Annotated in this window: 27 protein-coding genes; 18 read left to right on the top strand and 9 right to left on the bottom strand. The window is 73.3% G+C overall.

Annotated features, from left to right (window positions below; all coding sequences use genetic code 11):
- Positions 1–176: 176 nt before the first annotated feature.
- Positions 177–788: a flavodoxin family protein gene (locus ACH4C6_RS19390; RefSeq protein WP_398109800.1), complete on the top strand. Its 612-nt coding sequence runs from the start codon at positions 177–179 to the stop codon at positions 786–788.
- 111 nt (positions 789–899) lie between these two features.
- On the opposite strand, the gene ACH4C6_RS19385 is transcribed toward ACH4C6_RS19390, so the two are convergent.
- Complete coding sequence (locus ACH4C6_RS19385; protein WP_398109799.1) at positions 900–1,190, bottom strand: DUF3253 domain-containing protein; 291 nt, start codon at positions 1,188–1,190, stop codon at positions 900–902.
- A 139-nt stretch (positions 1,191–1,329) separates the two neighbouring features.
- Here ACH4C6_RS19385 and ACH4C6_RS19380 point away from each other — a divergent pair, with 139 nt between their 5' ends.
- The 5 genes from ACH4C6_RS19380 (at position 1,330) to ACH4C6_RS19360 (ending at position 4,187) form a co-directional block, all read left to right on the top strand.
- The gene (locus ACH4C6_RS19380) at positions 1,330–1,833 is read left to right on the top strand and encodes a DUF2243 domain-containing protein (protein ID WP_398109937.1); all 504 of its coding nucleotides are present in this window, start codon (positions 1,330–1,332) and stop codon (positions 1,831–1,833) included.
- Entirely contained in the window at positions 1,830–2,078 is a 249-nt protein-coding gene (locus ACH4C6_RS19375) for a hypothetical protein (RefSeq protein WP_398109798.1), read from the top strand. Before ACH4C6_RS19380 ends, ACH4C6_RS19375 begins: the two co-directional genes overlap by 4 nt.
- 357 nt (positions 2,079–2,435) lie before the next feature.
- Positions 2,436–3,497: an N-acetylmuramoyl-L-alanine amidase gene (locus tag ACH4C6_RS19370; protein WP_398109797.1), complete on the top strand. Its 1,062-nt coding sequence runs from the start codon at positions 2,436–2,438 to the stop codon at positions 3,495–3,497.
- A 117-nt stretch (positions 3,498–3,614) separates the two neighbouring features.
- The gene (locus tag ACH4C6_RS19365; protein WP_398109795.1) at positions 3,615–3,845 is read left to right on the top strand and encodes a DUF2945 domain-containing protein; all 231 of its coding nucleotides are present in this window, start codon (positions 3,615–3,617) and stop codon (positions 3,843–3,845) included.
- Between the two features lie 6 nt (positions 3,846–3,851).
- The gene (locus ACH4C6_RS19360) at positions 3,852–4,187 is read left to right on the top strand and encodes a DUF3140 domain-containing protein (protein ID WP_398109794.1); all 336 of its coding nucleotides are present in this window, start codon (positions 3,852–3,854) and stop codon (positions 4,185–4,187) included.
- Between the two features lie 87 nt (positions 4,188–4,274).
- On the opposite strand, the gene ACH4C6_RS19355 is transcribed toward ACH4C6_RS19360, so the two are convergent.
- The 4 genes from ACH4C6_RS19355 to ACH4C6_RS19340 form a co-directional block, all read right to left on the bottom strand.
- Positions 4,275–4,448 carry a hypothetical protein gene (locus ACH4C6_RS19355; protein ID WP_398109793.1) on the bottom strand — a complete coding sequence of 58 codons (174 nt, stop codon included), beginning with the start codon at positions 4,446–4,448 and terminating at the stop codon, positions 4,275–4,277.
- A gap of 225 nt (positions 4,449–4,673) precedes the next feature.
- Entirely contained in the window at positions 4,674–4,901 is a 228-nt protein-coding gene (locus ACH4C6_RS19350; protein ID WP_398109792.1) for a hypothetical protein, read from the bottom strand.
- 386 nt (positions 4,902–5,287) lie between these two features.
- On the bottom strand, positions 5,288–6,310 hold the full coding sequence (locus tag ACH4C6_RS19345) for a hemolysin family protein (protein WP_398109791.1): 1,023 nt from the start codon (positions 6,308–6,310) through the stop codon (positions 5,288–5,290).
- Positions 6,307–7,659, bottom strand: a complete 1,353-nt coding sequence (locus tag ACH4C6_RS19340; protein ID WP_398109790.1) for a hemolysin family protein — start codon at positions 7,657–7,659, stop codon at positions 6,307–6,309. The genes ACH4C6_RS19345 and ACH4C6_RS19340 overlap by 4 nt, the downstream gene beginning before the upstream one ends.
- Before the next feature lie 322 nt (positions 7,660–7,981).
- On the opposite strand from ACH4C6_RS19340, the gene ACH4C6_RS19335 reads away from it, so the two are divergent.
- The 4 genes from ACH4C6_RS19335 to ACH4C6_RS19320 all read left to right on the top strand — a co-directional run bounded on the left by ACH4C6_RS19335 (position 7,982) and on the right by ACH4C6_RS19320 (position 10,691).
- The gene (locus ACH4C6_RS19335; RefSeq protein ID WP_398109789.1) at positions 7,982–8,377 is read left to right on the top strand and encodes a cell division protein SepF; all 396 of its coding nucleotides are present in this window, start codon (positions 7,982–7,984) and stop codon (positions 8,375–8,377) included.
- 96 nt (positions 8,378–8,473) lie between these two features.
- On the top strand, positions 8,474–9,682 hold the full coding sequence (locus ACH4C6_RS19330; protein WP_398109788.1) for an ATP-binding protein: 1,209 nt from the start codon (positions 8,474–8,476) through the stop codon (positions 9,680–9,682).
- Complete coding sequence (locus tag ACH4C6_RS19325; protein ID WP_398109787.1) at positions 9,675–10,025, top strand: nucleotide pyrophosphohydrolase; 351 nt, start codon at positions 9,675–9,677, stop codon at positions 10,023–10,025. Before ACH4C6_RS19330 ends, ACH4C6_RS19325 begins: the two co-directional genes overlap by 8 nt.
- A gap of 195 nt (positions 10,026–10,220) precedes the next feature.
- Positions 10,221–10,691: a DUF6099 family protein gene (locus tag ACH4C6_RS19320; protein WP_398109786.1), complete on the top strand. Its 471-nt coding sequence runs from the start codon at positions 10,221–10,223 to the stop codon at positions 10,689–10,691.
- 754 nt (positions 10,692–11,445) lie between these two features.
- Here the strand turns inward: ACH4C6_RS19320 and ACH4C6_RS19315 are convergent.
- On the bottom strand, positions 11,446–11,628 hold the full coding sequence (locus tag ACH4C6_RS19315; protein WP_398109785.1) for a hypothetical protein: 183 nt from the start codon (positions 11,626–11,628) through the stop codon (positions 11,446–11,448).
- 237 nt (positions 11,629–11,865) lie between these two features.
- On the opposite strand from ACH4C6_RS19315, the gene ACH4C6_RS19310 reads away from it, so the two are divergent.
- From ACH4C6_RS19310 to ACH4C6_RS19285, 6 genes are all read left to right on the top strand, one after another.
- Positions 11,866–12,789 carry an LLM class F420-dependent oxidoreductase gene (locus ACH4C6_RS19310; RefSeq protein ID WP_398109784.1) on the top strand — a complete coding sequence of 308 codons (924 nt, stop codon included), beginning with the start codon at positions 11,866–11,868 and terminating at the stop codon, positions 12,787–12,789.
- 192 nt (positions 12,790–12,981) lie between these two features.
- Positions 12,982–14,445 (top strand): 3' terminal RNA ribose 2'-O-methyltransferase Hen1, encoded by a 1,464-nt coding sequence (locus tag ACH4C6_RS19305; RefSeq protein ID WP_398109783.1) that lies wholly within the window; start codon positions 12,982–12,984, stop codon positions 14,443–14,445.
- Complete coding sequence (locus tag ACH4C6_RS19300; protein ID WP_398109782.1) at positions 14,442–16,982, top strand: polynucleotide kinase-phosphatase; 2,541 nt, start codon at positions 14,442–14,444, stop codon at positions 16,980–16,982. Before ACH4C6_RS19305 ends, ACH4C6_RS19300 begins: the two co-directional genes overlap by 4 nt.
- Positions 16,983–17,142: 160 nt before the next feature.
- Positions 17,143–18,366, top strand: a complete 1,224-nt coding sequence (locus ACH4C6_RS19295; protein ID WP_398109781.1) for an arginine deiminase — start codon at positions 17,143–17,145, stop codon at positions 18,364–18,366.
- Between the two features lie 110 nt (positions 18,367–18,476).
- Positions 18,477–19,484 carry an ornithine carbamoyltransferase gene (gene argF / locus ACH4C6_RS19290; protein ID WP_398109780.1) on the top strand — a complete coding sequence of 336 codons (1,008 nt, stop codon included), beginning with the start codon at positions 18,477–18,479 and terminating at the stop codon, positions 19,482–19,484.
- Positions 19,485–19,587: 103 nt separating this feature from the next.
- Positions 19,588–21,018, top strand: a complete 1,431-nt coding sequence (locus tag ACH4C6_RS19285) for an amino acid permease (protein WP_398109779.1) — start codon at positions 19,588–19,590, stop codon at positions 21,016–21,018.
- On the opposite strand, the gene ACH4C6_RS19280 is transcribed toward ACH4C6_RS19285, so the two are convergent.
- Positions 20,975–21,442, bottom strand: a complete 468-nt coding sequence (locus ACH4C6_RS19280) for an ATP-binding protein (protein WP_398109778.1) — start codon at positions 21,440–21,442, stop codon at positions 20,975–20,977. The genes ACH4C6_RS19285 and ACH4C6_RS19280 overlap by 44 nt on opposite strands.
- A 311-nt stretch (positions 21,443–21,753) precedes the next feature.
- On the opposite strand from ACH4C6_RS19280, the gene ACH4C6_RS19275 reads away from it, so the two are divergent.
- Both ACH4C6_RS19275 and ACH4C6_RS19270 read left to right on the top strand, forming a co-directional pair.
- Complete coding sequence (locus ACH4C6_RS19275; protein WP_398109777.1) at positions 21,754–22,581, top strand: enoyl-CoA hydratase family protein; 828 nt, start codon at positions 21,754–21,756, stop codon at positions 22,579–22,581.
- A complete protein-coding gene (locus ACH4C6_RS19270) occupies positions 22,566–24,917 on the top strand; it encodes a bifunctional salicylyl-CoA 5-hydroxylase/oxidoreductase (protein WP_398109776.1) in 2,352 nt (783 codons plus the stop codon). Before ACH4C6_RS19275 ends, ACH4C6_RS19270 begins: the two co-directional genes overlap by 16 nt.
- 10 nt (positions 24,918–24,927) lie before the next feature.
- Here ACH4C6_RS19270 and ACH4C6_RS19265 read toward each other — a convergent pair whose 3' ends face one another.
- Positions 24,928–25,497 (bottom strand): cysteine hydrolase family protein, encoded by a 570-nt coding sequence (locus ACH4C6_RS19265; protein WP_398109775.1) that lies wholly within the window; start codon positions 25,495–25,497, stop codon positions 24,928–24,930.
- A gap of 88 nt (positions 25,498–25,585) precedes the next feature.
- Positions 25,586–26,398, bottom strand: coding sequence for a PaaX family transcriptional regulator C-terminal domain-containing protein (locus ACH4C6_RS19260; RefSeq protein WP_398109774.1), 813 nt, complete (start codon positions 26,396–26,398; stop codon positions 25,586–25,588).

Below are 26,398 nucleotides of genomic sequence, written 5' to 3'. Positions count from 1 at the left end.
CCGTGCACGGGGCGCGCGAGGAGACGACTCTTCAGGGGTAACCGAGCGGTTACGGGCGAAACGCCGGGGTCAGGGAGTCCGCCCGGTCGTCCGAGGCCCGGCCGCGGGTGGCCGCCGGCTTGGCCCGGTCGGGTGCAGGGCCGGGTCCTCGGCCCGCAGCGGGGTACGGCTGTCTCATGAAGGCACTCGTGATCAACTGCACGCTCAAGAAGTCCCCCGAGCCGTCCAACACCGCCGCGCTGGCCGAGGTCGTCGGCGACTGGCTGGCCGAGAACGCCGGCGTCGAGGTCGAGTACGTCCGGGCCGTGGACCTCGACATCCATCCCGGCGTGGTCAGCGAAGCCGTCGCCGCCGGTGACGACTGGCCCGCGGTGCACGCCAAGCTGCTGGAGGCGCAGATCCTCGTCATCGCGTCCCCGACCTGGCTCGGCCGGCCGTCCTCGGTCGCCCAGCGGGTCCTGGAGCGCATGGACGCCATGCTGTCCGAGACGGACGACGAGGAGCGCCCCGTCGCCTACAACCGCGTCGCGGGAGTCGTCGTCACCGGCAACGAGGACGGGGCGCACCACGTGATCAGCGAGATCAACGGCGCCCTGTGCGACATCGGCTACACCGTCCCCGGACAGTCGTGGACCTACTGGCATCTGGGCCCCGGGCCCGGCCCGGACTACCTCGACGACCGGCGCGGCCACGACTGGGCCCACAAGACCGGGCGCGCGATGGCGGCCAACCTGCACGGGACCGCGCGTGCGCTGGCCGCGAACCCACTGGGCGCCCCGCCCCAGTGAGCCGCGGTCGCCTGGCCCGCGACCCCGCGGCCGGCCCCGGACATCACCGGCGGAGCGGCGCAGGAAAGGGAGCCATCGGCCGGTGACTTCGGCCGGACGGGGGCGGGGCAGTCACCCGGAATCCGGACGGCGGGGTGTTGCGCGGCGGATGCGGAGGGGGCCGCGGGCCTCCTCCGACACGGGGCGGCCGGCCTGGGTCACCTCGACCTCCCCGGCCGCCACCAGGCGCCAGGCCGCCCGGCGGGCCGGGTCCATCAGCGCCCGCCAGCCGTCGTCGTCACCGTCGTAGGCCGCCCGCGCGGCGTCCGACGGGCAGATGGAGGACGTGGCCGCCCGCTGCTCCAGCAGGGCCATGATGGCCCGCTCCAGCCGCTTCTCGAGCTGCCGATCCGTCTGCGCCACGCCCTCCAGTCTGGCACCGTCCGCCGGGGAGCGGGCGGCGGCGGGGACGGGGGTGCGACAAGCGCGGCGATGTGGGTACCCGGTGCGGGCCGCCGCGGAGTGGACGGCAGGCGGAACGCACGGACGGAGGCGGATGTCCATGACGCGAGCGGCCCGGCCGGGCACCCCGGCGGTCGCCCGGCCCGAGCCACGGCGGACGACGGCCGTCTGCGCGCTGATCGGGGCCGCCGTGATGGCGGCGGTCGACGAGATCGTCTTCCACCAGATCCTCGGCTGGCACCACTTCTACGACCGGTCCACCACCAGCGTGGGTCTGCTGTCGGACGGTCTGCTGCACAGTGCCGAACTGCTGGGCCTGGTGGCCGGATTCTTTCTCTTCGCCGACCTTCGCCGCCGGCGCTCGCTCGACCGGGCCCACGCCTGGGCGGGCTTCTTCCTGGGACTGGGCGCCTTCCAGCTGTTCGACGGCATCGTCGACCACAAGCTGCTGCGCCTGCACCAGATCCGCTACGGCGTCGACGTCACGCCGTACGACTGGGCCTGGAACATCGCCGCGCTGGTGCTGCTCCTCGTCGGCACCGGGCTGGCCGTCCGCGCCGGGCGGAGTCACGCATCACGAACACGGAGGAAGCCACTGTCATGATCACCCCTGAGCAGATCAAGGACCTGCTGGAGTCCGACGCCGACGACCCGGTCCTCGTCGTGGTGTCGGGTGCCGCCGCGGTCGTCCCCGCGTCGGCCCTGGAGACGGACGACTACCGAGGGGCCCTGGAGATCGCCTCCCGGAAGGACCTCCTCACCGGGCTGGACGGTGAGGTCCCGTCAGGCCACGAGCTGGAGGAGATCGCCGCTCGCCTGGACGCCTCCGTGACCCGCCTCGGCGCCTGACCCGCCGGGCACGTTCGAACAGCCTCCGCGGGGCGGCGGTTCCTGCCGCCGCCCCTCGGAGGCTGTCGCGCGCAGGCGGCGCGGCGGTCGACAGCGTCGTATTCGCGCCGAATTCGCAGTCGCGGTCCGGTGAAGGTGAGCAGGGGGGTGAGCCGCGGGAATAACCGCATCCCGGGCCTCTGCACGGGACCGCACCGCGCAGGCTCCGTGAGACGGCGCCCGGCCCGTTCAACGTTTCCCCCCAACCGCACGTATGTACAGGAAAGTCGACCACCGCGTCCCCCAGCCGACGCGCTCCCCAGGTGTGTTCGCACCGTCTTCAGACCGGTACCCCACGCCGGAACGGAGGACCCAGTCATGGCCACCCCGCTCACCGCCGCCCGGCTCGTCGCCGCGCTGAAGGCCGAGGGCTGCGCCGTCCACGAGGTGGCCGGATGGCGCACCAACAACCGCAACCACGTGGGCCCTTGGGGGCCCGTGCACGGGGTGATGATCCATCACACCGTCACCGGCCCGGGCACGGACGTCGTCGGCCTGATCTACCGCGGCCACAGCGCCCTGCCCGGCCCTCTCGCCACCGGCTGCATCACCAAGGACGGCGTGGTCCACCTGACCGGCAACGGCCGGGCCAACCACGCCGGGGGCGGCGACCGCGACGTGCTGAACGCCGTCATCGGCGAGTCGTACGGCACCTACCCGCCCGCCACGCACGAACACGACGGATCCGCCGGCTCGGTCGACGGCAACGCCCGCTTCTACGGCTGGGAGTGCGAGAACAAGGGCGACGGCAAGGACCCCTGGCCGCCCGCCCAGTACCTCGCGATGGTCAAGGCCACCGCGGCGGTCTGCCGCGCCCACGGCTGGGGCCGCAAGAGCACGATCGGCCATCTGGAGTGGAGCGACTGGAAGGTCGATCCGCGCGGGTTCGACATGGCCGACTTCCGGCGCGACGTCGCCGACGCCCTGGCCCTGCCCGCGGGCCGCTGGAAAGGAGAGGACCCCATGCCCGAGTACGTCAACCTCGGAGTGACCCGGCCGTACCCGCTGCGGCCCGGCGCCTGGGACTCGGTGGAGTTCGCCACCGAGTGGGCCGACGAGTCCGGCGACCACGCCTCCGGCGGCAGCGTCTTCGTGCGGGGGCCCGCCCGCTTCACGGGCACCGTCAGCCTGCACCTGGAGGGCCTGCCGGCGGGCGCCGTCGTCCAGGCGCGCATGTCGGAGTACCAGGGCGACGAGCTGCGGTCCGACCACCCCCTGCACGAGATCGTCGGGACCGTCGGCGGCACCTTCGCCGTCGTGCCGCTGACGAAGCGGCTGGCCTCCGGGCGCGGGATGCGGGTGCGGCTGCTGAACCAGGCCGCCGTCCCGGTCACCGTCGCGAGCGCGGTGCTGACGGCGCTGGTGTGGGAGGAGCCGTAGGGAGCGGCCGTGAGCGGCTCTCCTGCGCGGGTACCCGGTTGACGCCCGCCGAGCTGCGGTGTGCGGAGCGCACCCGCAGGCTGGAGGGACGGCACGTCACCCCGAGGGAGAACCGGCATGGCCAAGAACCGCAGCGAAGGCGACCGGCCGAAGAAGGGCGACAAGGTCACCTGGAGCAGCCACGGCAGCACCGCCGAGGGCGAGGTCGAGCGGAAGATCACCGAACGGACGGAGGCGGCGGGCCGGACCGTCGACGCCTCGCCCGACGACCCCCAGTACGAGGTGCGCAGCGACAAGTCCGGCCGGACCGCCGTGCACAAGCCGTCCGCGCTCAAGAAGAAGAAGTGAGGCGGCGTGGACGACGGGCAGCGCGAGGAGACCTGGAAAGAGTTCCGTGAGCTGGTGAACATGTCACCGGCCGAACTGGAGAAGTGGCTGGAGTCCGACGACTCGCAGAGCGCCGGTCAGCACAAGGACGGCGGTGAGTCCACCGGGCACGCCTCCGGGCGCCGGATCGTGGAGATCCTGCGGGCCGGGAAGGGCGACCTCACGGACGACGACTACCAGCACATGCGCAAGGTCGTCGGGTACGTCCGCCGCCACCTGGCCCAGCGCCCCTCCGGGGACGTGCGGGACACGAAGTGGCGTTACTCGCTGATGAACTGGGGTCACGACCCGCTCGACGGGTGACGGCCCGGTCCAGCGGCGACGGGAGGAACAGCCCGCGCCCCCCGCTGGCCCTGCGCACGGCACGGCGGCAGGCGTGACGGCCCGGGCTCAGTGCTCGGCGGGCTCCTCCTGCGCGGGTACGGGGTGCCCGGCGAGCGCCTGGGTCATCCGGTGCTGGGTCTCCTCGGAGACCGCCCGGGCCTCCTCGACGACATCGCCGCGTTCACGTATGAGGCTTTCGTAGATCGGCAGTTCTTCGATCCGGGTCGTGTCGGTCGTCACCGTGTTTTCCTATCGCTGTGTCGGGCGGGGTCTGAAGGGACCGGGTAAGTCTGCGACACGCCTTTCCGGCGCCTTACCCACCCCCGTCCCGTGCAGATTTCCGTCACGGGTTTCGCACAATCCCCACATGTGTGACCCGCTGCAACAGGGGTACGGCGCGATGCTCGCCCTGCCGGCACGCAGAAGGCCCCGGGAGTCGTCCCGGGGCCTTCTGCGCGCGGTCGCTCAGAGCGAGGTGGTGTGCCCGCCCGTGTGCGCGCCCGCCGCGGCGCCCTGCGGCGTCAGCACGGCCTGGAGGTCGGCGCAGGCACCGGCGGTCAGCGGCGTGACCAGGCCGGTGGACAGACCGCCGACGAGGCTCGCGGAGGCGCCCACGCCGGCGTTGCCGCCGCAGACGTTCTCCAGCTCGGCGTCGGGGAGCTCGATGCTGTGGGCCGGGTCGGTGAGATGCATGGGAATTCCCTTCGCGTGAATGTCGCAGGATCAAAACACCGCCGAAGCGGAACGGCCAGTCGGTGACGGGCAGTTCGACGTGTCGATCCCCGACGGTTTTCACCGCTGTGACCGCGGGGTCACAGGAAAACCCCACTCATTCACGAAGTCCGGCGGCCCGCGGCGCACCGAAGGGTTGCGCCCGGAATGACGAAGCGGGCCATTCGGTGCCGCATTTTCGCTCCGCGCGTGCCGGGCGACGGCGACCCGGGCGGGCCGCCGCCCCCGGGCGGGCGGTGTGCAGATCCGCGGGAGATCCGGGCGCCGGGGCCCGGTCCGCCGAACGGTCCCGGCGCCCCGGGTGGGGCGATCGGGCGGGCCGCCTCGCGGAACGGCCCGCCGCGGCGTCACGCCGCCGCGGCGGGCTGCATCAGGCGGGCCAGGAGGTCGTCCAGGGTGACCAGGCCGGTCAGCCGGCCCGCGTCGTCCCGGACCACCGCCAGGGAGGCCCGGCGGCGGCGCAGCACCTCGATGGCGTCGGCGACCGTGGTGGCCTCGGTCAGCTCCGGAACCGGCCGGGCCAGTTCCCGCGCGGACGTGGCGCGGCCCCGGGCCCGGGCGACCAGGGCGTCCCGGGCGTGCACGGACCCCAGGACCGCACCCCGCTCCCGCACCAGCAGCCGTGTCCGGTCGTGCTCGGCGGCCAGCCGCAGCAGCGCCTCGACGTCCGCGCCGCCCTCGACCCAGGTGATGTCGGCGGCCGGGACGCGCAGCGCCGCCACCGGCGTCTCCGGCTCGGTCAGGGAGCGGGTCAGCAGCTCCGAATCGGTCGTGCTGATCAGGCCCAGCCGCTCGGACTCCTCCACGAGGTGCGTCAACTGCTCCCGGTCGTGGACCGGGGCCAGTTCGTCGCGCGGGGCGACCCGGCACAGCTGTACCAGGCCGTTGCTCACCCGGTTCAGCAGCCGGATCAGCGGGCGCACGGCCCGCACCACCGCACGGAACGGCGGGGAGAGCAGCATGGCGGAGCGCTCGGGGTGGGCGATGGCCCAGGACTTGGGCGCCATCTCGCCGACCACCATGTGCAGGAACACCACGACGATCATGGCGACGGCGAAGGCCACGCCGTAGCTGACCGCGCTGGGCAGGCCCAGGGCGTGCAGCAGCGGGTCGAGCTCGTGGGAGATCGCGGGCTTGGACACCGAGCCCAGGCCGAGCGTGCACACGGTGATGCCCAATTGGGCACCGGCCAGCATCAGCGACAGCTCCCGCATCCCGGCCAGGGCCGCCCCGGCGCCGCGCCGGCCCTCGGCCGCCGCCTTCTCCATGCGGTGCCGCTTGGCGGCGACCAGTGCGAACTCGGCCGCCACGAAGAAGCCGCTGCCGATCAGCAGCAGCACGGTCACGAAGACCGCCATCGGGAAACTCACGCCATCTCCTCGGCTTCCGCGGCTTCCTCCGCCGCCGCCGGCGGACCGATCCGCACCCGGTCGGCCACGTGCCGGTCCAGCGTGCGCACCTCGATCAGCGCGCTCCCGCCGCCGGGCAGTTCGGCCGTGACCCGGTCGCCCACGGTCGGGAAGCGGCCGAGCCGGTCCACGACCAGACCGGCCACGGTGTCGTAGTCGTCGTCCTCCGGCAGCCGGACGCCGGTGGCCTCGGCCACCTCGTCGAGCCGGCGGCCGGCGTCCACCAGCCAGCCGTCGCCGTCGGCGACGGCGACCGCCGTGACCGTGTCCGACTCGTCGGCGATGTCGCCGACCAGCTCCTCGGCGATGTCCTCGTAGGTGACGATGCCGGCGACGCCGCCGTGCTCGTCCAGGACGACGGCGAACTCGTCGTCGTGCTCCCGCATCCGTGCGACCGCGTCGGGCAGGGCCAGGGTGTCGGGCAGCAGCAGCGGCCGCCGGGCCAGCTCGCCCGCCGTCGCGCCGTCGACGCGGGAGGCGGGCAGGGCCATCAGCTCGCGCACGCCCAGCACGCCGGAGACGTCGTCCGGGTGGTCGCCGAGGACCGGGTAGTTGGAGTGGCCGTGCCGGGCGATCAGGCCGATGGCCTCACCGGCGACGGCGTCCCGGCGGACGAAGACGGCGTCGGCGCGCGGCACCATCACCTCGTCCAGGGTGCGCTCGGAGAACTCCAGGGCGTGGTCCAGCAGCGCGGCCGTGTCCTTGGGCAGCGCGCCCTGCTCGTGCGACTCGCCGATCAGGTGGCCCAGCTCCTCCAGCGTGGCGCCGTGGTGCAGCTCCTCCACCGGCTCGATGCCCACCCTGCGCAGCAGCTTGTTCGCCGCGGAGTCGAAGACGTGGACGAGGGGGCCGACCACCTTGAGGTAGCCCAGCGTGGAAGGCGCCAGCGCCTTCGCCAGCCGCTCGGGCACGGCGATCGCGAGGTTCTTCGGGGCCAGCTCGCCCAGCACCATCTGCACGACGGTGGCCAGCACGAACGCGAGCACCACGGAGACGCCGCCGACGGCGGCGTCGGGCAGGCCGAGGCCGGACAGGGCGGGCCGGAGCAGGGCGGACACCGACGGCTCGGCGATGAAGCCGACGACCAGTCCGGTGACGGTGATGCCGAGCTGCGCGCCCGACAGCATGAACGACAGCCGCTCCAGCACCTTCAGGGCGCGGGCGGCCCGGCGGTCGCCGGCCTCGGCCTCACGGGCCAGGGTGAGCCGGTCGGCGGAGACGTAGGCGAACTCCTGGGCCACGAAGTAGCCGGTGCCGGCGGTCAGCACGAACACGGCGAGCAGGCCCAGCAGGGCGTCGGCGGCACTCATCGAACACCACCCCGCCGTGTGCCGCGATCAGTGATGCCGTGGCGGGATGGTCGGGGACTGTGCCCCGGAGGGTCCGTCGGTCTGGCGGACAAGAACGTGCTCCTTAAGTGCGGTCTGTCTCCGGTTCAACGTCTGCCGCCGCCCCGGTGTTCCCGGATTCTACGGCCGTGTAGATGACAGCGCCCGGGCGAGGCCGCGGGGGTGCTCCCGAAAACCCGTTGCGCGCCGCATTGACATCGCGGAGCGTGTCGCATTGGGCCGAACGGGTGACGGTGCGCAACAATTGGCCGATGCAGACAGCGAGTGCCAGCCAGGACGGAGCATGCCGGTGAACAGCCACGATGTCACCGACGAACAGTGGGAGGGGCTCGCCCAGGTCGTGCCGCTGCGAGGAAGGGACGCCTGGCCCTCCTCCGTCGGCCACCGCTCGGTGCCCGAGGCCATGACGGAGGCCCGGCGCCGCTTCGTCGTGCTGCGGGTGAACGTCTTCGCCGACGCCCGCGACGTCGCCGAGACGCTGATGGCGGGCGTGCCGGTCCTGCTCGACCTCACCAGCGCCGAGACGGACGTCGCCAAGCGGGTGCTGGACTTCAGCACCGGGGTGGTCTTCGGCCTGGCGAGCGGGATGCACCGCGTCGACCGCAACGTGTTCCTGCTGACGCCCGCCGGGACCGAGGTGACGGGACTGATGGAGGGCATCGGCGTCCCCGAGGCGTGAGCCCCGGCGGCTCCCGCCCCCGGCGGGTCGCCCGTTCGTAGGAACCGGCCGGAGACGGAACGGTTCGGCCCGCTCCCGCGGCCCTACCGTCCGGGCATGACCCACCCCCCGCTTCCCCACCGCCCCCGTGTCACCGAGCTGCGCCTGGCCGCCTTCGCCGGCCACCGCCGTGCCGCGTTCCCGCTCGGGCCGCTCACCCTCCTCGCCGGCCGCAGCGGAGCGGGGAAGACGAGCGCGCTCCGGGCGTACGAGGCGCTCGCCCGGCTCGGGGGCGGCGCCGAACTGGGCGAGGTGTTCCCGGATCCGGCCGCCTGCGTGCCCGAAGGGGCCCGGCCGGACGCCCAGCACCGGCGCGGCTTCCGCATCGGCTGCACGGCCGACGGCCCGGCCGGCCCCGTGCGTCTCGACCTCGCCGTGCAGGCCGAACCGGACCTGCGCATCGTGGGCGAACGGCTGTCGGCGGACGGGACGGTGCTGCTGGAGACCGCCCTGCGCGACCCGCGCAAACGCACCGTGCAGGCCGCCTGGCACACGGCGGGGCCGGCCCCGGTGACCCGCGGCCCGCTGCCCGACGACCGGCTCGGCACCGCGCTGCTCCCGCTGCGCGTGGCGGGCCGGACCCCCGGGCAGCGGCGGGTGCTCGCCGCCGCCGAGCAGATGGTCGTCGCCCTGCGCTCCGCCTACTCCTGCGACCCCGAGCCCTCCCGCATGCGCGGGCGGGTCCCGGCCGGTTCCGGCAGGCTCCTCGGCGACTGCGCCAACCTCGCCGATGTCCTGTGGCGCACCCGGACCGAGTGCGGCCGCCGGCACGCGCTGTTCGTGGCGGCGGTACGGGTCGGCTGCGCCGGGCCGGTGGAGGACGTGTGCGCCGAGCGGTCGGCTCCCGTCCACGCCGGGCACTCCACCGGCACGCTCACCGCCGTGCCCCGGGCGGTTCCCTCCGCCCGCTCGGACGATCTCGCCTCGGTCCGCGCCCTGCTGGACCGCGGCGCCGGCGTGCGCACGGACCTCGCCCGGCTCGGGCACGGCGAGCTCCGCTACCTCGCCCTGGCGCTGGTCCTGCTCACCGGCCCCGGAGTCCTGGAGGTCGACCCGGCCGGCGAGGTGCCCGCGGCGCTGCAGACGCTCACCGTCCTGGCCGACGGTTTCGACCGGGGGCTGGACCCGCGGCAGCGGCGGGAACTGCTGGAGCTGGCGGTGCGGATGTGCGAGCGGGGGCACATCAGGCTCGTCGGGGCGGTCAGCGACGCCTCGTGGGCCGCGGGGACGGAGGGCGTGACGGTGGTAGACCTGGACCGTGACTGATCCGTCCCCCGCCCCGCACGACGAACGCCCGGACCTGGCGGCCCTCCAGCGCCGCCTGGCCGAATTCGCCGCAGCGCGCAACTGGCAGCCGTACCACACGCCGAAGAACCTGGTCTCCGCGCTGAGCGTCGAGGCGTCCGAACTGGTCGAGATCTTCCAGTGGTCGACCCCCGAGGAGTCGGCCCGGGTCATGGACGACCCGGACACCGCGCACCGCGTGAGGGACGAGGTCGCCGACGTGCTCGCGTACCTGTTGCAGCTGTGCGAGGTGCTCGGAGTCGACCCGCTGGCAGCGCTGGCCGCGAAGATCGACCGCAACGAACGGAGGTTCCCGGTCGAGTGACGCCCGGGTGAACGACAGGAGTCGCGCAGTCCGTTTGTACTCTGCGTAGTTGAACGGCGGTCCGAATCTGAATTGTTGTCCGTTAATTTCCGTCTTCCTCTGGCTTTTCGTCTCAGGGCACCTCACTCTGGGTAGTGAACAAGGGAGTTCGGGCAGCGGACGCGCGCGGCGCGTCGGGACAGACGGGGGCAGCGCATGGAAGCGGTGCGGCTCATCGTGACGAGCAAACGGTCCCTGGCCGCGGGCGGCGAGGTCCGGGAGATCCTGGCCGAGGTGTGGCAGGCGCAGGCCCTCGCGCAGGCGATCGGCAGCCGCCTCGCGGTCGCCGGACCGCCCGAACTGCGCGGCGAAGCCCTGGGGTTGACGGAGCTGGCGGGCCGCGGCTGCGGTGTTCTGGACACGCCCGAGCTGGCCCCCGGCGAGCTGCGGGCGGGCCAGCTCACGGAGTTGGGCGACGCCCGCCACACGCTGATGTACCTGGGCGGTCTCCTCGGCGAGGTCGGCATCGCGCTGGTCGCCCTGGCCTGCGCCGCGGACGACGAGGGCACGTACTGGCAGTGCATGGAGGCCATCGACGCGGCGGACGAGTCCCGCGACCGCGTCCTGGAAATGCTCCGCAGACTCGCCGACCGCGAACAGGCCCTCCCGGAGAGGGAAGCGGGCTAGCCCTCGAACGGGGCCCTCTCCGGGGAGGAGACGAGGCAGATCGCGCAAGGAGCGCTGGCGCAGACGGGACGGCCCGGGCCCGGGGGTGCAGCTGGGTCCCGTGCGCCACGGAGCCCCGGCAGGGGTTCCTGCTCGCGGCGCACCCCCGGGCACGCCTGGGCCCTCGGTGGGCCCGGGACACGTGGGGCCCGTGTCAAGGGTGCGGCGCAGCGGGTGTGGTCGCTCGCGGCGCGAAGCTCGGGGTCCTGCGCGGCGGGGCCCCTCGCGTCGCGGAGCACCGGCGGAGGTTCCTGTTCGCGGTGCACCCCCCCCGGGCGCATGCCCCGTGCCCGGCTGCGGGCACGCCTGGGCCCTCGGTGGGCCCGGGACACGTGGGGCCCGTGTCAAGGGTGCGGCGCAGCGGGTGTGGTCGCTCGCGGCGCGAAGCTCGGGGTCCTGCGCGGCGGGGCCCCTCGCGTCGCGGAGCACCGGCGGAGGTTCCTGTTCGCGGTGCACCCCCCCCGGGCGCATGCCCCGTGCCCGGCTGCGGGCACGCCTGGGCCCTCGGTGGGCCCGGGACGGGTGTGGCCGGTGTCGTGGATGCGGCGCAGCCGCGTGTGGGGCTGCTCGCGGCGCGAAGCCTGGGGTCTGGCGCGGCGCGGCCCGTGACCCCGCGGAGCCGCGGCGCAGGTTCCTGCTCGCGGCGCACCCCGGGCAGGCCGAGTGCCCAACGGGGCGGCACGCCTCAATCCTCAGCGTGCCCCGGGCCCAGCGCCTACGCCTGCCCGCCCTCCTGCGCCGTCGCGTGGTCCGTCCCGCGGACCTGCGGTCCGCGGTCCGCCCCACCCGCCGACTGGAGGTCCGCGTCGAGCGCCGACAGGTCCGCGTCCAGCGCCGCCATCAGCTCCTCCATCTGCTGCAACAGCCCCTTCGGCTGCGGCACGGTTCCCTCGGACATGACGGCCTCCCCGGCCCCTGGCCCCCAGCCGGAGGCCGACACGTTGACGCCCCGGCGCTCACCGGCCGGTGCGGAAGCCGGGTGCTCGGCTCCGCCCGAGCCAACGATCTTCGGCGGGGCCGGTCACTGGCCGGACCGGGCACGGGCCGCGGTATGGACGTAATTTCACCCGACCGGGGACCGCCCGGGTGAGGGTCCGGCCGCGAGATCGCCCACCCCGGCGTGCAGGATGGAGGTATGGACCTGCGCATCTTCACCGAGCCCCAGCAGGGGGCCACCTATGACACGCTGCTCGCCGTCGCCAAGGCCACCGAGGACCTCGGCTTCGACGCCTTCTTCCGTTCCGACCACTACCTGCGCATGGGCAACGTCGACGGCCTGCCCGGCCCCACCGACGCCTGGATCACCCTGGCCGGACTCGCCCGCGAGACCAAGCGCATTCGTCTCGGCACCCTGATGACTGCCGGCACCTTCCGGCTGCCCGGCGTGCTGGCGATCCAGGTGGCCCAGGTCGACCAGATGTCCGGCGGCCGCATCGAACTCGGCCTCGGCGCGGGCTGGTTCGAGGAGGAGCACAAGGCGTACGGCATCCCGTTCCCCAGGGAGAAGTTCGCCCGTCTCGAGGAGCAGCTGGCGATCGTCACCGGCCTGTGGGCGACGGAGGCCGGCAAGACCTTCGACTTCCACGGCACGTACTACGACCTGACGGAGTCCCCCGCGCTGCCCAAGCCCGCACAGCGCAAGATCCCCGTGCTCGTGGGCGGCCACGGCCCGACCCGCACCCCCCGGCTCGCCGCGCGGTACGCCGACGAGTTCAACATGCCCTTCGCCTCCGTCGAGGACAGCGAGCGCCAGTTCGCCCGCGTCCGCGCCGCCGCCGAGGAGGCAGGCCGCGGCGGTGACGCCCTGACCTACTCCAACGCCCTGGTCGTCTGCGTCGGACGGGACGACCAGGAGGTCGCCCGGCGGGCCGCGGCGATCGGCCGCGAGGTCGACGAGCTGAAGCTCAACGGCCTGGCGGGCTCCCCGGCCGAGGTCGTCGACAAGATCGGCCGCTACGCCGAGGCCGGATCGAGCCGTATCTACCTCCAGGTCCTCGACCTGCACGACCTGGACCATCTGGAGCTGATCTCCGCGCAGGTGCAGTCGCAGCTGTCCTGACCGGCCCGCAACAGGCCGGGGCCCGCCGGGGCCCGCCGGGACCCACCGGCCGCCCGGATAACCGAAGGCGCTGGTGGGCACGCGTGTGCGAAGCTGTGGGCGTCGTCCTGCCGAGCCCCCAGGATCACCACTCCTGGGGGCTCCTCCGTGCACGGCACCCCAGACGTCCACCCGGCCGGAGAGGCCCTCCGCATGTTCCTGACGATCACCACCACCGGCACACCCGAACGCCCCGCGACCGACCTCGGCTACCTGCTGCACAAGCATCCCGACAAGGCGCAGACGTTCTCCACCTCCCACGGCACGGCCCACGTCCTCTACCCCGAGGCGGACGACCGGCGCTGCACGGCGGCCCTGCTGCTGGAGGTCGACACGGTGGCCCTCGTCAGGAAGGGCAGGGGCAAGGGCCGCGGCGGCGCCCCGGACGCGGCCCTCGCGCAGTACGTCAACGACCGCCCCTACGCGGCCTCCTCGCTGCTCGCCGTCGCGTTGAGCAGCGTCTTCTCCAGCGCCATGAAGGGCGTCTGCAACGCCCGCCCGGAGCTGCCCGGGCAGGTGAGGCCGCTGCGCGTGGAGGTGCCGGCCCTGCCCGCCCGCGGCGGCCCGGCTCTCGTGGCCGGGTTGTTCGAGCCGCTGGGCTGGCGGGTCGCGGCCGAACCGGTGCCGCTGGACGGCGAGTTCCCCGAGTGGGGCGACTCGCGGTACGTGCGTCTGGTCCTGGAGTCGGACACACTCACCCTCGCCGAGGCCCTGCGCCACCTGTACGTGCTGCTGCCGGTCCTCGACGACGCCAAGCACTACTGGGTCGCCCCCGACGAGGTCGACAAACTGCTGCGCGCCGGTGAGGGCTGGCTGCCCGGCCACCCGCAGCAGAGGCTCATCACCAGCCGCTACCTGACGCGCCGCTGGTCGCTGACCCGTGCGGCGGCCGAGCGCCTGGAGCTGGTGCGGCTGGCCGAGGCCGACGACAGCGAGGTCGAGGACATCGACAACGCGGTCGCGGCGGAGACCGAGACGGAGGAGAAGCCGACCCCGCTGGCGGTGCAGCGCCGCGAGGCGATCGTCACCGCGCTGCGGCGGTCCGGCGCCGCCCGGGTGCTCGACCTCGGCTGCGGCCAGGGCCAGTTGGTGCAGGCCCTCCTCAAGGACCCGGCGTTCACCGAGATCGTCGGCGTCGACGTGTCGATGCGCGCGCTCACCATCGCCTCCCGCCGCCTGAAGCTGGACCGCATGGGCGAGCGCCAGGCGTCCCGCGTCACGCTGTTCCAGGGCTCCCTCGCCTACACCGACGTCCGGCTCAAGGGCTACGACGCGGCCGTGCTCAGCGAGGTGATCGAGCACCTGGACCTGCCCCGGCTGCCCGCCCTGGAGTACTCCGTGTTCGGCTCGGCCCGGCCGCGCACGGTCCTGGTGACGACCCCCAACGTCGAGTACAACGTCCGCTGGGAGAGCCTCCCGGCCGGTCACGTCCGGCACGGCGACCACCGCTTCGAGTGGACCCGCGCCGAGTTCCGCGCCTGGGCGGACGCGGTGGCCGCACGGCACGGCTACGGCGTCGAGTTCGTCCCCGTCGGCCCGGACGACCCCGAGGTCGGGCCGCCCACGCAGATGGCCGTGTTCACGATGACCACCCCGAAGGAGGCGAAGGCGGCATGACCGACGAGACGCAGGGGCGCGTGCTGCCCGTCACCGACCTGTCCCTGGTGGTGCTGATCGGGGCCTCCGGCTCCGGCAAGTCCACCTTCGCCCGCAGGCACTTCAAGCCCACCGAGGTGATCTCCTCCGACTTCTGCCGCGGTCTCGTCTCCGACGACGAGAACGACCAGAGCGCCACCAAGGACGCCTTCGACGTCCTGCACTACATCGCCGGCAAGCGCCTGGCCGCCGGCCGCCGCACGGTCGTGGACGCGACCAGCGTGCAGTCCGACGCCCGCCGCCAGTTGATCGACCTGGCCAAGCAGTACGACGTGCTGCCCGTCGCCATCGTCCTCGACGTGCCCGAGGAGGTCTGCGCCGAGCGCAACGCGGCACGCACCGACCGCGCCGACATGCCCCGCCGGGTCGTCCACCGCCACACCCGCGAACTGCGGCGCTCCCTGCGCCACCTGGAGCGCGAGGGCTTCCGCAAGGTGCACGTGCTGCGCGGTGTCGAGGAGGTCGAGCAGGCCACCGTCGTCACCGAGAAGCGCTTCAACGACCTGACCCACCTCACCGGCCCCTTCGACATCATCGGCGACATCCACGGCTGCTCCGCCGAACTGGAGGCCCTGCTGGGCAAGCTGGGCTACGTCGACGGGGTGCACCCCGAGGGCCGCACGGCCGTCTTCGTCGGCGACCTGGTCGACCGCGGCCCGGACAGCCCGGGCGTGCTGCGCCGCGTGATGGCGATGGTGAAGTCCGGCAACGCCCTGTGCGTGCCCGGCAACCACGAGAACAAGTACGGCCGCTACCTGCGCGGCCGCAACGTCCAGCACACGCACGGGCTCGCGGAGACCATCGAGCAGATGGCGGGCGAGAGCGAGGAGTTCGTCGCCGAGGTGCGCCGCTTCCTCGACGGCCTCGTCAGCCACTACGTCCTCGACGGCGGCCGGCTCGTGGTCTGCCACGCCGGTCTGCCCGAGAAGTACCACGGCCGCACCTCCGGCCGGGTCCGCAGCCACGCGCTGTACGGCGACACCACCGGGGAGACCGACGAGTTCGGCCTGCCGGTGCGCTACCCGTGGGCGGAGGACTACCGGGGCCGGGCGGCCGTCGTCTACGGGCACACGCCCGTCCCCGAGGCCACCTGGCTCAACAACACGATCTGCCTGGACACCGGTGCCGTCTTCGGCGGCAAGCTCACCGCGCTGCGCTGGCCGGAGCGCGAACTGGCCGAGGTACCCGCCGAGCGGGTCTGGTACGAGCCGGCGAAGCCGCTGCGCACCGAGGCGCCCGGCGGCCAGGACGGCCGGCCGCTGGACCTGGCCGACGTGCGGGGCCGCCGGGTCGTGGAGACCCGGCACCAGGGCCGCGTCGCGATCCGCGAGGAGAACGCGGCGGCAGCCCTGGAGGTCATGAGCCGTTTCGCGGTGGACCCGCGGCTGCTGCCGTACCTGCCGCCGACGATGGCCCCGACGGCCACCAGCAGCGTCGAGGGCTACCTGGAGCACCCGGCCGAGGCGTTCGCCCAGTACCGGGAGGACGGCGTCGCGCGCGTGGTGTGCGAGGAGAAGCACATGGGCTCCCGCGCGGTGGTCCTGGTGTGCCGCGACGCCGAGGCGGCCCGCCGGCGCTTCGGGGTGGAGGGCCCCACCGGGTCGCTCTACACCCGGACCGGCCGTCCCTTCCTCGACGACGAGGCGCTCACCGAGGAGATCCTCGGCCGGGTGCGCGCGGCGGCCGGCGAGGCCGGGCTGTGGGACGAGCTGGAGACGGACTGGCTGCTGCTGGACGCCGAGCTGATGCCCTGGTCGTTGAAGGCGTCCGGGCTGCTGCGCTCGCAGTACGCGGCCGTGGGTGCCGCGTCCGGTGCGGTGCTCCCGCGGGCGCTGGACGCGCTGCGGGGTGCGGCCGGCCGGGGCGTGGACGTCTCCGGCCTGCTGGAGCGCACCGGTGACCGGGCGGCCGACGCCGCCGCGTTCACCGCGGCCTACCGCCGCTACTGCTGGACCACCGACGGTCTGGACGGGGTCCGCCTGGCCCCGTTCCAGCTGCTCGCCGTCCAGGGCCGGAGCCTGGCCGCGCTGCCGCACGACGAGCAGCTCGCCCTGCTCGACCGGCTCGTCGAGCACGACGCAAGCGGCCTGCTGCAGACCACCCGGCGGCTCTGCGTCGACACCGCCGACCCCGTGTCGGTGCAGGCCGGTGTCGACTGGTGGCTGGAGATGACCGGCCGCGGCGGCGAGGGCATGGTCGTCAAGCCCGTGGGCGCGGTGGTCCGGGACGGCCAGGGCCGGCTGGTGCAGCCCGGCATCAAGTGCCGCGGCCGCGAGTACCTGCGGATCATCTACGGCCCGGAGTACACGCGCCCGGAGAACCTGGCGCGGCTGCGCTCGCGGTTCCTCAACCACAAGCGGTCCCTGGCGATCCGCGAGTACGCCCTGGGCCTGGAGGCCCTGGACCGTCTGGCCGGGGGCGAACCGCTGTGGCGGGTGCACGAGGCGGTGTTCGGGGTGCTGGCCCTGGAGTCCGAGCCGGTGGACCCGAGGCTGTGACGGCGGCCGGGCCGGGCACCGAGGCAGGTGCCCGGCCCGGCGTCGCCGTCGTCGCAGTAGCCGTGCCGTCGGCCCCTTGCCGTTGCCCGGAAACGAACAACCGGGGACGGAAACGCGCGAGGAGCGCGTCAAGGCGGGCTTCCGTGGTCAGGATGGAGGCATGGCATACCACGTCCACTCCGAGGCCGGGCGGCTGCGCCGCGTCATCCTGCACCGGCCCGATCTGGAGCTCAAAAGGCTCACCCCCAGCAACAAGACCTCGCTGCTCTTCGACGACGTGCTGTGGGTGCGCCGGGCCCGCGCCGAGCACGACGGTTTCGCCGACGTGCTGCGCGACCGCGGTGTCGACGTCCACCTCTTCGGCGACCTGCTGGCCGAGACGCTCGAGGTCCCGGCGGCCCGGACCCTCGTCCTGGACCGGGTCTTCGACGAGAAGGAGTACGGCCCGCTGGCCACCGACCACCTCAGAGCCGCCTTCGAGGCCATGCCCGGCCGGGAACTGGCCGAGGTGCTGGTCGGCGGCATGACCAAGCGTGAGTTCCTGGACGCGCACCCGGAGCCGACCTCCGTGCGCTTCCACGTCATGGAACTGGACGACTTCCTCATCGGCCCGCTGCCCAACCACCTGTTCACCCGCGACACCTCGGCCTGGATCTACGACGGCGTGTCCATCAACGCCATGCGCTGGCCGGCCCGGCAGCGCGAGACCGTGCACTTCGAGGCGATCTACCGGCACCACCCGCTGTTCCGCGACGAGTCCTTCCGCGTGTGGTCCGAGGGGCAGAGCGACTACCCGTCGACCATCGAGGGCGGGGACGTGCTCGTCATCGGCAACGGGGCCGTCCTCATCGGCATGAGCGAGCGCACCACCCCGCAGGCCGTCGAGATGCTCGCGCACAAGCTGTTCGCCGCCGGTTCCGCCGAGACGATCGTGGCGCTGGACATGCCCAAGCGGCGTGCGTTCATGCACCTCGACACCGTGATGACGATGGTCGACGGCGACACCTTCACCCAGTACGCGGGTCTGGGCATGCTCCGCTCCTACACCATCGAGCCGGGGGTGGGGGAGAAGGAGCTGAAGGTGACCGACCACCCGCCGGAGCACATGCACCGGGCGATCGCCGCCGCGCTGGGCCTGAACGAGATCCGGGTGCTCACCGCCACCCAGGACGTCCATGCGGCCGAGCGCGAGCAGTGGGACGACGGCTGCAACGTGCTGGCCGTCGAGCCCGGGGTCGTCGTCGCCTACGAACGCAACGCCACCACCAACACCCACCTGCGCAAGCAGGGCATCGAGGTGATAGAGATCCCGGGCAGCGAGCTGGGGCGGGGCAGGGGCGGCCCGCGCTGCATGAGCTGCCCGGTGGAGCGCGACCCGGTGTAGGCGCGGCCCGAGGCGCTCCAGGGCGCTCCCAGCGACTGCGGCCGTATAGACATGCTGACTCTCGTATAGTATTCCAATCGTCCGTGTCCCCGTATCCCTGGAGCGCCCCCATGGCGACTGTCCCGACCGCCCTCGCCGGCCGCCACTTCCTCAAGGAGCTGGACTTCACGGGGGAGGAGTTCCGCGCCCTGGTCGAGCTGGCCGCGGAGCTGAAGGCCGCCAAGCGGGCCGGGGCGGAGACCCGGTACCTGCGGGGCCGGAACATCGCCCTGATCTTCGAGAAGACCTCCACGCGCACCCGGTGCGCGTTCGAGGTCGCGGCCGCCGACCAGGGCGCCTCGACCACCTACCTCGACCCCTCCGGCTCCCAGATCGGGCACAAGGAGTCCGTCAGGGACACCGCGCGGGTGCTGGGGCGGATGTACGACGCGATCGAGTACCGGGGCGACAGCCAGCAGAAGGTGGAGGAGCTGGCCGCGTACGCCGGGGTGCCCGTCTACAACGGGCTCACCGACGACTGGCACCCCACCCAGATGCTCGCCGACGTGCTGACCATGACCGAGCACTGCGCCAAGCCGCTCACGGAGATCTCCCTCGCCTACCTCGGCGACGCCCGCTTCAACATGGGCAACTCCTACCTGGTCACCGGCGCCCTGCTCGGCATGGACGTGCGCCTTGTCGCGCCGAAGGCCTACTGGCCCGCCGAGGAGGTCGTCGAGCGGGCCCGGGCGCTCGCCGAGCACAGCGGGGCGCGCATCACGCTCACCGAGACGCGGGACGAGGGCGTCCGCGGTGCCGACTTCGTCGCCACGGACGTCTGGGTCTCCATGGGCGAGCCGAAGGAGGTCTGGGCCGAGCGCATCGCCGCCCTCGCCCCGTACGCGGTGACCATGGACGTGCTGCGCGCCACCGGCAACCCGGACGTGAGGTTCCTGCACTGCCTGCCCGCCTTCCACGACCTGGGCACCCAGGTCGGCCGGGACGTCCACGCCGCGCACGGCCGGGAGTACCTTGAGGTCTCCGACGAGGTCTTCGAGTCCGCCCACTCGGTCGTCTTCGACGAGGCGGAGAACCGGATGCACACCATCAAGGCGGTCATGGTGGCCACGCTGGCCTGAACAGGCCCTATGCTGACCGGCGGCCCGGAACCACCCCTCCTCCGCGGCCGCCCGCGCGACACACCCGTCGCACTCCGCACCACCAGAAACGAGCACCACCCGCATGCCCCGCTACAAGTCGCCCCATCTGCTGGTGGCCGAATCCGGCGCCGACCGCGAAGGCCACGGCCTCAAGCGCACGATGGGCCTCTTCCAGCTCGTCTGCTTCGGCGTCGGTGCCATCGTCGGCACCGGCATCTTCGTCGGTCTGTCCGACTCCGTCGCCCAGGCCGGTCCGGCCGTCGTCGTCTCCTTCGTCCTCGCGGCGATCACCTGCGTCTTCACCGCGTTCGCCTTCGCCGAACTGGGCGGCGCGATCCCGGTGTCCGGCTCCTCGTACTCCTTCGCCTACGCCGGGCTCGGCGAGGGCACGGCCTTCCTCGTCGGCTGGTGCCTGCTGCTGGAGTACGGCGTGTCGGTGTCCGCGGTGGCGGTCGGGTGGAGCCAGTACGTCAACGAGCTGCTCGACAGCCTCGTCGGGCTGCACCTGCCCGCCGCGCTGTCGGCGGGTCCGGCCGAGGGCGGGGTCGTGAACCTGCCGGCCGTCCTCGTCATCGCCATGGCGGCCGTGCTGCTGGTGCGCGGGGTGCGCGAGAGCGCCCGGGCCACGGCCGCGATGGCCGTGCTGAAGCTGGCCGTCCTCGTGGCCTTCGTCGCGATCGGCTTCACCGCCTTCGAGGACGGCAACCTCACGCCGTTCTCGCCGGAGGGCCTGGCCGGCATCGGCGCGGGCACCACCGCCGCCTTCTTCTCGTACATCGGCTTCGACGCGATCACCACGGCCGGCGAGGAGGCGAAGAACCCGCGCCGGGACATCCCGGTGGCGATCCTCGTCTGCATCGGCCTGGTCACGCTGCTGTACTGCGCGGTCGCCCTCGCCGCGATCGGCGCCATCGGCGGCGACGCCGTCGGCGGTCGTCCCGCCGCCCTCTCCTACGTGGTCAACCAGGTCACCGGGTCCACGGTCGGCGGCGGTGTGATCGCCTTCGGCGCGGTCGTCGCCATCGCCTCGGTGGTGCTCGCCGTGATGTACGGCCAGACCCGGATCCTGCTGTCCATGTCCCGCGACGGACTGGTCCCGCGGGTCTTCGAGAAGGTCTCGCCGCGCACCGCCACACCGGTCGCCGGCACGCTGATCGTGGCCGTCGTCTTCGCCGTGCCCGCCGCCTTCGCGCCGCTGGACGCCGTGGTGAACCTGTGCACCATCGGCACTCTGGCCGTCATGGCCGCGGTCAACCTCGCGGTCATCGCCCTGCGCCGCCGCGAGCCGGAGCTCGACCGCACCTTCCGCGTGCCGCTGTACCCCGTCACCCCGCTGCTCGGCGTCGGCTTCTGCCTGTACCTGATGTACGAGACGGGCGTGACGACCTGGATCCAGTTCGCCGTGTTCCTGGCGGTCGGGGCGGCCCTGTACCTGCTCTACGGGCGCCGCAACTCCCGGCTGGCCCGCGTCACTGCGCCGGACGCCGAGGAGCGGGTACCGCAGGCAGTCTGAACCAGACCGCCTTGCCCGACTCGGTCGGCCGGTGCCCGCAGGAGGAGCTCAGGGCGCGGATCAGGAGCAGTCCGCGCCCGTGCTCCTGCCAGGGGTCGGGCGGTCCGCCGGCCGGGCGGGTGAGATCGCCGGGCGGGGCCGGGTCGGTGTCGTGCACCTCGACCCGGCAGCCCGACGGCATCAGCTCCACGACCAGCTCTATCGGCTTCTCGCCGGTGGTGTGCTCCACGGCGTTCGCCACCAGCTCGGCCGTGAGCAGCTCCGCGGTGTCGCAGTCCGCCCCGTGCTCCAGCTCGGCCAGCGCCGTGCGGACCAGGGCGCGGGCCACGGGCACCGCGGCGGCGGTGTGCGGCAGCGCGACGCGCCAGGAGGCGGGGGCTGAGGGGAGTTCGTACAAGGCGGGTCCGTTCATGGAGCAGGACATCCTGCTTTCAACCTGATGAATGGTACGGCGCCGCCTCCGGAGGACGTCCGAGGGGCACCGCGAGGAGGCGCCGTCGCCCCCTCGCCGGACGGCCTACCCAGGTGAAGGCGGCGTTGCGCACCGCCGCTCCCGCCGTTACGCCGGTGTGGACGACCTGTGACGGATGTAACCGGCCCGGGTCGCGTCCGGGCCCCTCACTCCGTTCCTGCCCCTGCGGCGTATCGCGTACTCCTGACGGCAGTCACGAATGAGTGATAGCTTCGGGGGGTAGAGCTCAGTGAGGCAGTGCCCGCCCGAGGAGGCCGCACGTCATGAGTCCCTTCACCGGCTCCGCCGCCCGCACCCCGCGCTGGGAGCATCTGCGCGTCGAGGTCTCCGACGGCGTCGCCACCGTCACGCTCGCCCGCCCCGAGAAACTCAACGCGCTCACCTTCGGCGCATACGCCGACCTGCGCGACCTGCTCGCCGAGCTGTCCCGGGAGCGGTCCGTGCGGGCGCTGACGCTGGCCGGTGAGGGCCGCGGCTTCTGCTCCGGCGGCGACGTCGACGAGATCATCGGCGCCACCCTGGCCATGGACACCGCCCAGCTCCTGGACTTCAACCGGATGACCGGGCAGGTGGTCCGCGCGATCCGCGAGTGCCCCTTCCCGGTGATCGCCGCCCTGCACGGCGTGGCGGCCGGCGCCGGTGCGGTGCTGGCCCTGGCCTGCGACTTCCGGATCGCCGACCCCACCGCCCGCTTCGCCTTCCTCTTCACCCGCGTCGGCCTGTCCGGCGGCGACATGGGCGCGGCCTACCTGCTGCCCCGCGTCGTCGGGCTGGGCCACGCCACCCGGCTGCTCATGCTCGGCGACCCGGTCCGCGCCACCGAGGCGGAGCGCATCGGCCTGATCAGCGAGCTGACGGAGGAGGGCCGGGCCGACGAGGCAGCCGGGCAGCTCGCCCAGCGCCTGGCACAGGGCCCCGCCCTGGCGTACGCCCAGACCAAGGCGCTGCTGACGGCGGAGCTGGACATGCCCCTGGCGGCGTCGGTGGAACTGGACGCGTCGACCCAGGCGCTCCTGATGAACGGCGCGGACTACGCCGAGTTCCACGCGGCGTTCACCGAGAAGCGCCCTCCCAAATGGAGCGGACGGTGACGGGCACGCCCTCCGGGACGCGCGGAACCGCGCGACGGGCCGCGGACGAGCGGCACCCGCACCCGGGCCCCGGCCGGGCCCGGCGCGTGGCGGTCGTCGGCGGCGGCCCCGGCGGTCTCTACGCCGCCGCCCTCCTCAAGCGCCTGGACCCGTCGCGCGAGATCACCGTCTGGGAACGCAACGCCGCGGACACCACCTTCGGCTTCGGCGTCGTCCTCTCCGACGAGACCCTCGGCGGCATCGAGCACGCCGACCCGGAGGTCTACGAGGCCCTGCGCAGGGACTTCGTCCGCTGGGACGACATCGACATCGTCCACCGCGGCACCCGCCACACCTCCGGCGGACACGGATTCGCCGCACTGGGCCGCCGGCGCCTGCTGGAGATCCTGCACGCCCGCTGCCGCGACCTCGGCGTGCGCCTGCGCTTCTCCACCGAGGCCCCGCAGGACCTCGCGCGGACCCACGACCTGGTCGTCGCGGCCGACGGCGTCCACAGCGCCACGCGCGAGCGGCACGCGGACGTCTTCCGGCCGCGGATCACCCCCCACCGCTGCCGCTACATCTGGCTCGCCGCCGACTTCGCCTTCGACTCCTTCCGCTTCGAGATCGCCGAGACCGAGCACGGCGTGATGCAGCTGCACGGCTACCCCTACTCCCCGCACGCCTCGACGGTGATCATCGAGATGCGCGAGGAGGTCTGGCAGGCGGCCGGCCTCGACGAGCTCGGCCGGGACGAGTCCGTCGAACGCTGCGCCAAGATCTTCGCCGACGCCCTGGACGGCCGCCCCCTGAAGTCGAACAACTCGGCGTGGACCACGTTCCGCACGGTCGTCAACGACCACTGGTCGCATGGCAACGTCGTCCTCCTGGGCGACGCCGCCCACACGGCCCACTTCTCCATCGGCTCCGGCACCAAGCTCGCCGTCGAGGACGCCCTCGCCCTGGCCGCCTGCCTGAGCGAGCACGACACGCTGCCCGAGGCCCTCACCGCGTACGAGGCGGAGCGGCGCCCCGTCGTCGCCTCCACCCAGCGTGCCGCCCGGGCCAGCCTGGAATGGTTCGAGAACCTCTCCCTCTACCTCGACCAGCCGCCGCACCAGTTCGCCTTCAACCTGCTCACCCGCAGCCGCCGCGTCACCCACGGCAACCTGCGGCTGCGGGACGCCCGCTTCACGGAGGCGGTGGAGCGCGAGTTCGGCTGCCCGCCCGGCACGCCCCCGATGTTCACCCCGTTCCGGCTGCGCGGCCTGACCCTGCGCAACCGGGTCGTCGTCTCGCCGATGGACATGTACTCGGCCACCGACGGCGTCCCCGGCGACTTCCACCTGGTCCACCTGGGCGCCCGGGCGCTGGGCGGGGCGGGGCTGGTGATGACGGAGATGGTGTGCGTCAGCGAGGAGGGCCGCATCACGCCCGGCTGCGCCGGCCTGTACACCGGCCGGCAGGCCGAGGCGTGGAAGCGGATCACGAACTTCGTGCACGAGCAGGCACCGGGCACCGCCATCGGCGTGCAGCTCGGCCACAGCGGCCGCAAGGGCTCCACGAAACGCATGTGGGAGGGCATGGACGAGCCGCTCGACGACGGCAACTGGCCGCTCGTGGCCGCCTCCGCGCTGCCCTACAAGCCGGACGGACGGACCCCGCGGGAGCTGTCGCGGGCCCAGCTCACGGACCTCCGCGAGCAGTTCGCGGCCGCCGCCTGCCGGGCCGCCCGGGCCGGGTTCGACCTGCTCGAACTGCACTGCGCGCACGGCTATCTGCTCTCCGGGTTCCTCTCCCCGCTCACCAACCGCCGCACCGACGCCTACGGCGGCTCACCGGACAGGCGGCTGCGCTTCCCGCTGGAGGTCTTCGACGCGGTGCGCGCGGTGTGGCCGGGGGAGCGGCCCATGACGGTGCGCATCTCCGCGACCGACTGGGCGGAGGGCGGCACCACGGCCGAGGAGGCCGTCGAGATCGCCCGGGCCTTCGCCGCGCACGGCGCCGACGCCGTCGACGTCTCCACGGGCCAGGTCGTGGCCGACGAACGGCCCGACTTCGGACGCTCGTACCAGACGCCGTTCGCCGACCGGATCCGCCACGCCACCGGCGTGCCCGTGATCGCCGTGGGCGCCATCTCCTCCTGGGACGACGTCAACTCCCTGATCCTGGCGGGCCGCACCGACCTGTGCGCCCTGGCCCGGCCCCATCTGTACGACCCGCACTGGACCCTGCACGCCGCGGCCGAACAGGGCTACACGGGCGAGGCGGCGGTGTGGCCGGCGCCCTACCGCGCGGGCAGCCGCCCTCCCCGGACGGGCCGCACGGACGCCCCGAAGCCCCGCCTGAGCCTGTGAGCGGCGGTCCTCACGCGGCGCCCTCGGTGAAGTCCGTCTCCTCGGCCGTGATGATGCGGGCGCCCATGTTGAGCTCCATCATCTCCAGGGCGGCGGAGGCCAGATGGGGGTGGATGGAGGCGACGGCGTCCCTCGGCACCGTGACCTGAAGGTGCCGGATGTGCGCGTCCAGGGCGGAGTAGAGCACGCACTGCTCGGTGACCTGGCCCGTCAGCACCACGTGACCGACCCCCAGGCTCCACAGCAGGTAGGCCAGGGGCGTCTCGTAGAAGACGGAGTGGCGGGCCTTCATCACGAAGAGGGACTCGTCGTCGGGCCGGATCGGCTCGATGAGGTCCGCGTGCGGCCGGGCGAGGGCGTTCTCCACCAGCTCTCCGTGGTGCGAGCGCCACCGCCCGAAGTTGTCGTTGGCGTAGATGACCGGCACGTCGGCCTCGCGGGCCCGGCCGATCAGGTCCGCGATGACCGGCACGACCTTCCCGACGGAGGGCAGCAGCAGTTCCGCGTCCTCGTGGTCGTACGTGTTGATCATGTCGACCACGATCAGTGCCGGCCGCTTCGGCCCCGACTGTTCTTCCATGGTCGCGTCTCCCGATGTGCAGCGTGGGGTACGGGGACGCGCCGGGTACCCGGGGGGCCGAGGAGACTAACAACGCCGTACGGGCAGGTCACAGCCCCACGAACCGGGCCCCCGCGTCCCGCAGCCGCTCGTGCAGCCCCCGGAACACCTCCGCCGAGCGCACCCCGGGCCAGTCCCCGGGCAGCAGCGCCGCGGGCAGCCCCGGATCGGTGTAGGGCAGGTGCCGCCAGGAGTCCAGGGCGAGGAGGTAGTCGCGGTACGCCTCCTCCTCGGGGGTGCCGTCGCGCTCCTCCCAGTCGCGCAGCACCCGCTCGTGGCGGTCGAGGAAGGCCTCGTGCTCCTTGGCGATGGCGGCCAGGTCCCACCAGCGGGCCACGGCCTCGGCGGTCGGCGCGAAGCCCAGGTGATCGCCCCGGAAGAAGTCCACGTACGCGTCCAGCCGCAGCCGCTCCAGGGTGTGCCGGGTCTCCTCGTACAGCCGCGCGGGCGCGATCCACACGCCCGGGGCCGCGGTGCCGAAGCCGAGGCCGGCCAGCCGGGAGCGCAGCACGTGCCGCTTCTGCCGCTCCGACTCGGGCACCGAGAACACCGCGAGCACCCAGCCCTCGTCCTCGGGCGGGGCGGTGGCGTACACGCGCCGGTCACCGTCGTCGAGGAGCTGGCGGGCGTCGGGGGACAGGGCGTACCCGGCGGCGCCCTGCGCGGTGCGGGCGGGCACCAGCAGCCCGCGTCTCTTCAGCCGCGACACCGAGGAGCGCACGGACGGGGCGTCCACGCCGACCGCGGCCAGGAGCCGGATCAGCTCGGCGACGGGCACGGGGCCCGGCGCGAAGCGCCCGTACGCGCCGTAGAGCGTGACGATGAGAGACCGTGGTGCATGCTGGTCGGACACATTGATCAT

Origin of the sequence: Streptomyces sp. NPDC017943, from assembly GCF_044328425.1 — a bacterium.
GTDB classification, from domain to species: Bacteria; Actinomycetota; Actinomycetes; order Streptomycetales; family Streptomycetaceae; genus Streptomyces; species Streptomyces djakartensis_A.
Note: the sequence above shows the minus strand (reverse complement) of the source record. Positions and strands in the feature narration are given on the sequence as shown.